At 33.9% G+C, this 12350-nt stretch carries 7 protein-coding genes; all 7 read right to left on the bottom strand.

Translation table 11 applies throughout. From position 1 onward, the window contains the following. Positions 1-89: 89 nt before the first annotated feature. A complete protein-coding gene (locus EZV73_RS22250; RefSeq protein WP_240842650.1) occupies positions 90-1220 on the bottom strand; it encodes a PD-(D/E)XK nuclease family protein in 1131 nt (376 codons plus the stop codon). A gap of 388 nt (positions 1221-1608) precedes the next feature. Further along, complete coding sequence (locus tag EZV73_RS22245) at positions 1609-2070, bottom strand: hypothetical protein (RefSeq protein WP_240842649.1); 462 nt, start codon at positions 2068-2070, stop codon at positions 1609-1611. A gap of 229 nt (positions 2071-2299) precedes the next feature. After that, complete coding sequence (locus EZV73_RS22240) at positions 2300-3157, bottom strand: hypothetical protein (protein ID WP_240842648.1); 858 nt, start codon at positions 3155-3157, stop codon at positions 2300-2302. Beyond that, positions 3150-3803, bottom strand: a complete 654-nt coding sequence (locus EZV73_RS22235) for a hypothetical protein (RefSeq protein WP_240842647.1) — start codon at positions 3801-3803, stop codon at positions 3150-3152. The genes EZV73_RS22240 and EZV73_RS22235 overlap by 8 nt, the downstream gene beginning before the upstream one ends. 1086 nt (positions 3804-4889) lie before the next feature. Further along, a complete protein-coding gene (rhuM, locus tag EZV73_RS22230; RefSeq protein WP_240842646.1) occupies positions 4890-5861 on the bottom strand; it encodes a RhuM family protein in 972 nt (323 codons plus the stop codon). A 346-nt stretch (positions 5862-6207) separates the two neighbouring features. Continuing rightward, positions 6208-8346 carry a hypothetical protein gene (locus EZV73_RS22225; RefSeq protein ID WP_240842645.1) on the bottom strand — a complete coding sequence of 713 codons (2139 nt, stop codon included), beginning with the start codon at positions 8344-8346 and terminating at the stop codon, positions 6208-6210. 185 nt (positions 8347-8531) lie between these two features. Then, a partial coding sequence (locus tag EZV73_RS22220) for an S-layer homology domain-containing protein (RefSeq protein WP_240842644.1) occupies positions 8532-12350 on the bottom strand: 3819 nt, incomplete at its 5' end.

Below are 12350 nucleotides of genomic sequence, written 5' to 3'. Positions count from 1 at the left end.
TGCTTAAACCTATTGGTTTAAGTAGGAGCTTTACTTATCCTTATCATCTTGTATAGATTAGCTTCTAATCTAGGCCTTAAAAATTGCCATCATATATTTTTATATTCTTCTAGAGCAGCATCTAACAATCTTGTTAGTTTATTTATTACATTAAGGTCATCTTCGAAAGCATCTTGATCTTTAGAGTCAAAGTAATATGGGTTTTCAATTTTTTTACTGCAAAGCGTCACACCTCTGAGATTACCTTCATACTGAAACATTTCATTTAAATTATCAATATTCATACTATAATTCTTATCAAAAAACTCAAGAAACTGGTGTCTCTCACTACCCTCCACATGAAGATAATAATTAAACACTTCATTCTGTAATAAGTCTGTACATGACAAACTAAACTCATGATGAATAAATAAACTCTCATCATTCCAGTGATTCTTATATAACTGTTGATAGCCCCTTTTAGGGCTAAAATTTACTTCAAATTTATATGGTTCAAAATAGTTTCTTATTCTTTCTTCAAAAATAATAAAAGTGTTTACTGCATCTGTTATAAAGGCACTCTGGAGTTCCTCAATCAGATCTTTGTTTTTTAGATATAATCTGGTTTGTTCCGTAACCTCATTAAAACCCTTAGTCATAAAATACTCCTCAATATGTAATATCAACTCTTCAAACAAGACCCTCTGACGCATAGTTTCCATATCATCAGTATCTACACTTTTTAAGAGGCTAACTAGTGTTTCATAAGACATTGCGATAAACTTTTCAGACTGTGCAACTTTACCACTAGGAGATAGAAAGATTTTTAAGATATCTTTTTCAGGATACAACTTGTCTAAGCTACTAGAATAACTAATTGTCTGATTTTCAGACTCATCAGACCATACTTTATGTTCTAGAGCAACAATAAGTTCATCTAAGATAATCAATAAATCAATCCGTCGCCCACTATTAAAAACATATTCACGCATAACTTCAATCTTTGTATTGTTAATCTCATAAGTTGGCATGAAATAATCGACCAACACTTGAAGTGGTTTAGTGCCAATGCCATTGATCTTTGGATTGAAAATATAGGCCAAATAATCACTAATAAAGTTTTCATTATAGACTTTATTAAATATCCTAGGAATGGTTATTATTTGATCCTGTTTTGGTGGTAGGCATATATAGTCGACTATTAAAGATTGTAGTTTTACTTCTATCTCATTATAATCCATATTACTCCTTCTATCTTATGACAGCAAACTTCTAAATATATTTTAGCATAGATTATATAGACAAAGGGGCTTTCATGGTCAATAGCCAAATTAAACCGTAATTCATTTTTTAAACTCTAGATTTGATTATCAACCTAATAAATACATATTGTTCCTGCTCCTTTATGACCTTTTAAAAGTTAGGTAATAGTCCCCTTGTTTACTTAGAATGATGATGAAATTGTACTGGTCAACTAAAGATTAATGGTTTAGCTTTTCTAAAGGCATACTTTCAAAAAACTGATGCTCTTACTTATTTAATCACCATTTATATCATCAATTATCCATTCAAATAAAATAAGGTGTTACCAAATCCTGATAACACCATTTCTTACTTCATTACAAGCTTCTATTTTCTTGGCCAATTGCTATCGTTAAATTGCCCAAATGGTACCAACTCAGGAAAATAGGTCTGCAGAGTAGGTGGATTTTGTGCATTTCTATGCATATAGTGATAGACCTCATCTGCTTTACCTGCACTTAAGACATTCATGATATTATTAAAATGTTTTACATCTTCCTGACTTTTACAGTATTTTTGCGCCCACGAAACTAAATCCTGAGGCCAAGACTGGCTCCATCCCCAGTTTGTATACTCAACTATATCTTTAAGTGCTGGGTCATCATAAGGGTCGTATTTAAAGCCGTCAAAAGGCCCTGCAAAGCACGACAGGAATGTGGCAATCACATCATGTCCAAAATTTTTATTATGCTTAAACTCTGTCCATACTTGATAAATGGCAACTCTTTCAAAAACTTCATAAGATGTCTTATCTGTGATGTATTCACTTGCCGATTTAAAACTGTTCATAATCTACTTTCCTCCCTATAATTCACTAATAATTTAAACTTATCAAAGTAATTGTTATTAGTAGAAATAATTTTCAAACCTTGATACTATCTAATGAGTTTCTATCAAAGTCCCTCCATCATACATACTTAATCCTACCACCTTACATATGTAGGTAATCAACCTATGAAAAACTAACCTAATAGAAGTATAAGTAACCGAAAAGATGTGCGATTATCATCATACACCTTTAATCTCTCGACATTTCTAAATCTAATATCCATTCTTGATGACATCTTAAATACATAGAAATCGCATCCCAGTCATGGCCAGTAATCTGAAGTTGTTTACTGGCTATATTGCCTACATCGACCATGAACTCAGGATAAAAATCATATTCTCCCTTATAATGCTTGTGAATAGCACCAAGTAACTTTTGCTCTAGATTAGGGGCATATTCCATCAGCATAACAGACGCATGAACATCAATAGATGCAGCATTTCCTATAGACTTGACAGAACCCACTATACGACACATATCTTCATGTAATCTTTGTGTTAAAGACTTTAACTTGTTCATATCATAATTGATGACAAACTTAAAGAAGCCACCTCTATGATTGATATCAGGCACTATTCGATCTAAAAAGACATCATGATAAATGGTCTTATAACCATAATCTTCTTCTTCTGATAATTTATCAGCAGTATAATACCAATCACCTAAACGATTAATAAACCAAGTATATTTAGAATAATCCGGCCAAGTAGGATTGTAATACATGTCATGTAAGGTAAAAGTGTCAATCTTCTCATTGGTCATACGAGCAGTTAACTCTAATAACCTTTTTTCACCAATACTTAAGTCTAGCTTTTCAATGTCAAAACACTCATGAATGACTTCATAATAGCCTTCGTCTAAATCATTGGTTATCATATTCTTTAGATCAACACCCACTATTTGTCCTCTTTTAGGTGGCACATTAGGTCTTGATAAATCTTTAGGAAAGAAAAACTCTTTTCCACTTACTGTAGCAACCAATAAATCACCTGGTTTCCCCATGATCGCTTTATCGAGTGATACGTAATCTTTAAACATTTTAATCATTGTAATCACCACCTGTAAGTCGTTTTGTATCATCACTTGTGGTCACTTTGTAAACACTTTTATCCATGGCTGTCTTGGCACCATCTAAAGTTGTAGCCACATTAATACCATTAAGAATGGCAGTTCCAGCAGCAACGCCACCACCACCAGCAGCTACTGCTCCGCCCCCAATTTGAGCTAGAGTCGCACTGGTTTGTGCAGCACCTGACAGTCCTGAGATAGCAGCACCCGTACTAGCGGTACCACTTGCAGCCACAGCTGTAATACCACCACCGATAACGTCACCTACAAGAAAGCCAGCTGATGCACCACCTACCACAGCACCAATCTTTCTTGCCTTCATTTTTTCTTCGTAAGTTGCACCTAAGCCATCAGCAACAGCTTCTCCAATGCCACCACCGAGTTCACTAGCAACATCAATGGTTACATCAACAACTGTTCCTAGCCCCTGACCAGTTGCAGTTAAGGCAGCGTTAGATAAATCACCTAGACCATTTCCAATTGCCCTAGAAGCATCAGCAAGTTCATCAGCCCCAAACTCATCTGCGACTGCTCCTATGATTTCACCCGTGCCCTTAAGCACTAATTCTGATGTCGCTCCTACAACTGTGCCTGTTAATTTCAATAGATCTCCTAATAAACCCATACGAACTCCTTCATCTATATTTCATAAATTAAATCACAATACATATTTTAATATTACAACAATCAAATAACAAAGTGACAATTTTTCCCTATTTAACCGTATTATCAGAATAAACAACCACTAAATATTCCCAAATCCCAAGAGTAACAAAAGTTTTATATGATATAATGGAGATGGTTCTAGTTGATTACCTCCCCAGGTAGGCATCATAGAACTCCTATCATACCCATAGGGGTAGTGATTTAGTTTAGTATGTTGATGGAGTAGTGGTCCATCACGTAAAAAGGATGGTTACTTATCATCCTTTTTCACATTTTAGAGAAACTTCTGTTGATCACTTTATACTCAGAATCAAATCCATAAAAAACCCGGATTTGTTTCTGACACATCACTAAATCAACCATCTAATCTACTACAAACACTATGTAAGTTTGGATTAGTTAAAATTATCTTGTGTACTGAAGAAATACACATGTACCACTAACAACTTTCATTCGAGTGAACAAAATGATAATTTTCATATAAATATTCACTTGGGTGAACAAAATTGATTTGTGTTGAATGATATTATTAAAACCTCTAGGCAAGATTAAAGATCACTATGCTAAATACTTATTAACAATGGACGAGGATCCTGAAATGGATCATAAAGGGATTCAACAAATAAACGCATTAAAGTGGTTGTTAGACAAATAAGATATGTTAACAATCATGTGGATAGATTCTTTAAATCAAGAATTTATCCACATGATTATTCTATACCTGTTTAATATATTCTTTATTACCATAAAAGACTTATAAAAGTGTAGAACATCCGGCTTTTGACAGGAGTATGATCGCTATTACTTCAATGACAATTGAGCTTTTAAACACGTGCTTATCAAGAACCATCTGCAGCAAGTGATGTGGTTGTTATGATACTTCATATTACAGAATCACCCTTTCGTGGATAAATAAAATAAAAAGTTTTCACTAACGGGTTTGGTCTACATGTGTTTTTTGAATAATAACATACTTAATTGACAGTACGAATAACACACCGAATAACTAAGAAAACAGCATGGAAGTTTTACCATGCTGTTTATTCTAGTTTTCGCTTATTAAGTTAACTATGATTTTAACTATGATTTCTCTTTCTGGTGGCTTACTTTCTGCAATTAAAAGAGTTAACGCAACTAATGCATCATCTGATAACCTTTTTAAGCCAAGATTCGTATAATAGATATCATTTTTCTTAACAAAATACATAAAGACTGCTGCTGCAATTCTCTTATTTCCGTCAACGAAAGAGTGATTTTTAACAAGAAAATACAGTAGGTTTGAAGCCTTTTCCTCAATACTAGGATAAACATCTTCACCAAATGCAGTTTGATAAATATTATATAGAGAGCCAGTTAAAGAACCATCTTTTTCTTTCCCAAAAATATCGGAATCAAAATCTCTTCTCATTTCCTGAATTATTTCATAGACCTCTTCAAGTTCAACTTTCTGCACTTCTCGTTGTGTTACTTTTCCTTCTATTGTAACTGTTTTGTGGTCATATTGATCTAAGAGATCAAGTGCATATTCATAATCTTTTACTACAGAGAGAAGATTCTTAATTTCAAGGTTTGTTGCATCGCTTTCAAGTGATATTCGATGAACAATATTAACCACGTCATGAAATTGTTTTAACTTTTCATTTTCCCTCTCAAGCATCTTAATGTTTACAACATATCCTTCAGTTAAATAGTGATTCAATACTTTAGTGGCCCATTTCCTGAATAAAATACCTCTTGGGGATTTAACTCTGTAACCTACTGAAATTATTACATCTAGATTATAAAATGTTGTCTCATATGTTTTACCATCAGAAGCAGTATGTGCATTTTTTGCACTAACTGAATCTTTATCTAATTCACCCTCTTTAAAAATGTTGTTTATATGCCTTGTAACAACAGACCTTTCTCTTTCGAATAACTCACAAATTTGAGCCTGTGTTAACCAAATAGTCTCTTTCTCTATATTGACATCAAGTTCAAATTCACCATCTTTAAAGTGAACTAACTGATTCTCCATAAAACACCTCTATTTTCACCATATAAAATTATTAAAGCATATAAGCATTTAGATATTCATATTCAACTCCTTCCTTTTGCATCAATACCAATATCAGCTTTTGCATTATATGAAAACTAATTTTTGCATTTCAAACAAAAATCAATCGATGATGTAGCATAATAAAAAAACACTGTTAATGATTTTATTAACAATGCTTTTCTTAATACTGAAACTTACTTATAGTTCTGTTACATAGTTGCTAATACATGATGCCCTAAGTGCTTAATTGGATGTTATAAGCATGTATCTTTCTTCAAAAAACACACGTCAACCGAACCCGTTGAGTTTACACTCCTCTTTTACATTAATCTGATAACAACTCCGTAATTAGGTTCTCTAGCACTATTGTTTCGAAAAGTACACCTTCTTCGTCTCCAATATTCTTCTTATAAATCTCAAGACTTGAAGTCTCTTCATTCATCGTATACAAATAGTCAACTTCTGTGTCATGGACTCTAAAAGGCAATCTCTCTAGTGTTTTAATATTTATAAACTCCACATCCGTTACTGGTGGCAGAGTATGATAACCATCAGGATATGGATGCCACGATTCTAGAATCAGCCAGTCGGTATCTGGTATAAGTTCATACCTCCCTGCAGATAAACTTAAAGAACAATCTAGTTCTTGTCTAAATAAATCTAAATTAATTAATGTTACCCCTGGACTAAACTCATCACCAAGTAAAGTGATGATAAGATTATCAAAGGAATCATCTGTAGAAAAATAAACATTAGAATGATAAGTCTTGCCGTTTTCATCAGCTATGATAAGCCTATAATAGTAAGCGTCTTCACTAGTAGATCGTCTATAATACTCAGTTATAAACAGCCCATCTTCTTTCTTAGTTTCGATACCAGTAAGCCCTTCAACAAGTACTTCTGCTTGGTTAAGATAGACTTCTATTTCATCTGGCGACATATCAGAAGAAATCTGATTAAAATAATCATCAGGGCTCACCTTTAAAATCAATTCATAATCACTGCTATTCTTTTTCCATTTAACCAAGTACTCTTCTAGAGTATGTTCAAAATATGAATAACCCACTAAGCTCTCTATAGTAAAAATACTAAAGTATAAATAGTCATCATCGTCTCTAGATAAACCACCATACTTAACATACGATACATAGTCATCAACTTGGAAAAGATGTTTTATAATATCTTCATCTGAATAAGTTGATAAGTTCAAATCGAGATATTCCCTGATCTGGTATCTTGTATAAACAGCGTGATCTTCTATTATAGGTAACAGCCATTCAAGTGAGTGCTCTCTATAAATCTCATGCTTCTGATCATCAACTTTATAAACAACAACTTCATCTTCATCAATTTCATAAGTCCAACTGATATCCCCTGAAACCTTAAATGGTGTAAGATAATCTAAACTTGGCTGATAATAATACAAGCCAGATAATGATGACTCTGAATCTATCATTTCAAGTAAAAATATTTTCTCACGATATGTCTCTAGAAGTGCAAAGTTTTCAAAGCCTAAGCTTTGATAATCTGTTATAGATCCTTCTAAGCTTAAATCAACAATCTTCTTTCCAAATGTCTGATCATCATTGTAATCAAGGACAAGAAACTGATTCTCAAGCAGCCTATCTGCATATAAATAATCACCATGACCTATGAAACGAAGACTATGCTTATTCTTATCATAAACACTGATACAATCTACACCGTCTATATCATAGCCTATAATAATATAATGACTGTCATTTAATGAATAAAGATAATCAACGTTTTCAACTTCCTTTTTCAAAAGGTCAATAAACTCTTTATCATAAAAGTCATTGTACGCATTAACATATTTATCAGATACTTCTTCTATTTTAACAAGATCAATCACTTTTTTATCACGTGTCTCTTCAGATAAGTCTGTTCCGAGTATCCAGCCATTAATACCTATACTCGTAAGTATTCTATACCAATAGCTCATATTGGCATCTTCTACATAAGTCTCAAGTATTCTATACTGACCCTTTTTAGCCTGACCAATGACTTCAGTTGACCCAACTTCCAAATAAACTTTGGTAGTTTCATTCAAGTTAACAATAAAATCAAACTTCTCAGAAGAAGAATTTATAGCCACCGGCTTACAATACCATGAGGCAAACCATCCTAACGAATCATCCTGGTACCAAATGCGGTCTTGATCATCTGTTATTTCATCAACAACCTTGACCAAATCATTTTCAACAAGTTGTGATACAACATCAGATTTTTCCTCAGGTGCTTGTCTTACATTAAGATTGTCACTTAAAACCCTCACATATAATGCTTCTACACTCACATCTTCTTCAATAGTATCTTCTTCCTCTTCTACTTCATCTACTTCTACAATTTCTACAACAGGTTTTTCCACAACCGGTTCTACTGCTCTACTTTCACAAGAAACCAAAAGTAAAGCAAGCAAGAAACATAATAAATACTTTTTCATTTCCTCTCCATATTCTCATATATTAATGTCTACCAATTTCTATTCTACAACAAAACAATGAAAATAGTTATTCACCACACATAAATAACCAGTTATTGGAATAGATAACTTAAAAACATGTCATACAAGTAAAAGAAAAGCTGCATCACCATGATTTCTCATATATGATACAGCTCATTATCATTCTATTGTTCTTCAATAAGTTGCTCTACAACATAAATTTGAGAAGCAGCTTCTATGTTACCATATGCCCAGTGTTCACTTGTGATATCAGTAAACTTTGAGAATGGTGCATCAAATGCTGGTCTAGCAATCAATGTATTGATCATGCCAACTATTTGCTCACGTAATGTAGGGTCGTTAGGACGGTATGTACCATCTTCAAAGTCAGCTACAATACCAGCGTTATACATTGTATAAATGTAATCACTCGCCCAGTGCGAATCAGAAACATCTATAATATCAACTTTCGTATCCACTACTTCAATGTTTAAGAATCTCCAGTACTTAGCAAATACAGTAGCCATCTCACCTCTTGATATTGGATCATTCGGTCTGAAGTTTCCATCTGTATCACCTACAAATAGACCTGTTCTTTGAATCGCTTGAACATAGTTAAAGTACCAATCATCCTCTTTGATATCACCAAACTTAGGTTCTCCAGGGAAATCTACATTAAGCTTTAAGATTTTTGTAAACATAGTAGCAACTTCAGCTCTTGTTACTGGTCTTAAAGGTCCAAAGGTTTGATCAGGATATCCTAAGATATAAGGATCATAGAACTGAATGGCACCCAATGGTCCTTGTTCTTGACCTACTAAATAAACAATGATCTCAGCACTTGCTTTTTTACCAGAATCATTATGTACAGCAGTAACTACCGTATTACCTTGTTTGATTGCCTTAACCACACCATTTTCATCTACACTAGCAACTTCAGAATCTTCAACAGTCCACGTTACATCTTCACTGTCTGAGTTCTTGATGATTGCATCTAAATCAAACTGGAAGTATTCAGGATCTGATTCAGTACCATACTCTAAATCAACCTTATCACGGTTCAATGATATTTTTACAGAAGGTGTTGAAGTTGTTCTAACTGAAGGACTACCACCTGATGGTGATCCACCAGAATTGCCACCTGAGTTTCCACCCGTATTTCCGCCTGAATTTCCTCCATCACTTGTTGCTTTATTGACCACAACGGTAATCTTACCACTTGCAGTTTTTTCTCCATCAGAAACTGTGTAATTAAATGATGTTGTGCCATCATAGTTTGATGATGGCGTGAATGTTACATTCTTACCAAATACCGTAGCAGATCCATTAGCTACAGTTCCTAATGTGATTGTTAGACTAGTACTATCAACATCGCTTACACCTGTATCAATTGTTACAGCTACACCTTCTTTAGTTGTCGCTGTTTTATTTGGTGCAAGTGGCGCATCATTTACTGGTGTAATGTTGATTGTCAATACAGCAGTAGATTCACCTTCATTTGTGACTACCTTATAAGTTATAGTATCTTGCAAGTTCGAGTTATCAGTAGGGTCATACACTATTTGGTTATCTTCTACTACAGCCGTACCATATAGTGGGTTTGTTACAATTGAAACTACTGGATTATCTGACACTTCTACATTCACATCGTTAGATAAAACGTTGATAGATGTTTCAGTATCTTCTACTACATCTTTAGTATCTTCAACAGCTACTGGTTCTACTGATACTACTGTCACTCTTCTCGTCACTGGATTTGCTTGTAACTTGACTTTAGAATCACCTGTGTAAACATAAACTGAATCTTCATATGTGTAAGTGATGTCAAATGGACCAGCTACTTCTAATGACACAGTATCGACTGTAACAGCAACATTTTCTAATCCACCGTGCTCTTTTGCTTTCGCACCTGGATCTAAATAATTACCAGAAGCTTTTTTAACTGATACACTTGCCAGACCATTTAATGTGATGACTGGCTTGTTTCTTAATACATATGTTACTGTATAAGTCTCATATACATCATCTGCCGAATCCTTAAATTCTATGGTTCTTACAACTTGTGTTTCACTAGCTGTGTCACCTTTAACAACTGGTCTTAAGTTTGAATCTCTTGGTTCAAATATTGTTGTTGGTAAATTATCGAGACTACTTACAAACACGGCTAAATTCTTATTTTCTATTTCACCTACTAAGTCATCATCTAATATTTTTAATGACTTGATAGCTGGATCGATTACTGTCACTGATCTTGTTACTGGATCAGCTTGTAACTTGACTTTAGAATCACCAGTATAAACATAAACTGAATCTTCATATGTGTAAGTGATATCAAATGAACCAGCTACTTCTAATGACACAGTATCGTCTGTAACAGCATTTTTTTCTACTGGATCACCATGTTCTTCTGCTTTTGCACCTGGATCTGTATAGTTACCAGAAGCCTTTTTAACTGATTCACTAGCCTGGCCGTTTAATGTGATGACCGGCTTCTTTCTTAATACATATGTTACTGTATAAGTGTTATATACATCATCTGCCGAATCCTTAAATTCTATGGTTCTTACAACTTGTGTTTCACTAGAAGTTTCACCTTTTACAACTGGACTTAGGTTTGAATCACTTGGTTCTAATATCGTTGTCGGTAAGTTATCTAAACTACTTACAAAGACAGTCAGATTCTTGTTTTCAATCTTACTTACTAAGTCTTCATTTGCTACTTTTAATGACTCAATAGATGGATCGATTACTGTCACTGTTCTCATTACTGGATCAGCCTGTAACTTGACTTTACTATTACCTGAGTAAACATAAACTGAATCTTCATATGTGTAAGTGATATCAAATGAACCTGCTACTTCTAATGACACAGTATCCACTGTAACAGCATTTTTTTCTACATCACCATGCTCTTTAGCTTTTGCACCTGGATCTGTATAGTTCCCAGAAGCTTTTTTAACCGATTCACTAGCCTGACCATTTAATGTGATGACCGGCTTGTTTCTTAATACATATGTTACTGTATAAGTCTCATAAACTTTTTCAGCTGAATCCTTAAATTCTATGGTTCTTACAACTTGTATTTCACTAGAAGTTTCACCTTTTACAACTGGACTTAGGTTTGAATCACTTGGTTCTAATACTGTTGTTGGTAAGTTATCTAAACTACTTACAAAGACAGTCAGATTCTTGTTTTCAATCTTACTGACTAAGTCATCATTTGCTACTTTTAATGACTCAATAGCTGGATCGATTACTTTCACTGTTCTAGTTACTGGATCAGCCTGTAACTTGACTTTACTATTACCTGAGTAAACATAAACTGAATCTTCATATATATAAGTGATATCAAATGAACCTTTTACTTCTAATGACACAGTATCCACTGTAACAGCATCTTTTTCTAATCCACCATGTTCTTTTGCTTTTGCACCTGTATCTAGATAGTTACCTGTTGCTTTTTTTACTGATACATTTGCCAGACCATTTAATGTAATGACCGGCTTGTTTCTTAATACATATGTGACTGTATAAGTCTCATAAACTTTATCAGCTGAATCCTTAAATTCTATGGTTCTTACAACTTGTATTTCACTAGAAGTTTCACCTTTTACAACTGGTCTTAAGTTTGAATCTTTTGGTGCTAATACTGTTGTTGGTAAGTTATCTAAACTACTCACAAAGACAGTTACATTCTTGTTTTCAATTTCACTAACTAAGTCATCATCTAATACTTTTAATGATTCGATAGCTGGATCGATTACTTTCACTCTTCTAGTTACTGGATCAGCTTGTAACTTGACTTTAGAATCACCAGTATAAACATAAACTGAATCTTCATATGTGTAAGTGATGTCAAATGAACCAGCTACTTCTAATGACACAGTATCCACTGTAACAGCATTTTTTTCTACTGGATCATCGTGCTCTTTTGCCTTTGCACCTGGATCTGTATAGTTCCCAGAAGCTTTTTTAACTAACTCACTTGCCTGACCATTTAATGT

The organism is Acidaminobacter sp. JC074 (assembly GCF_022496765.1).
GTDB lineage: Bacteria > Bacillota > Clostridia > Peptostreptococcales > Acidaminobacteraceae > JABXKX01.
This window is presented reverse-complemented; position numbering and strand designations above follow the sequence as displayed.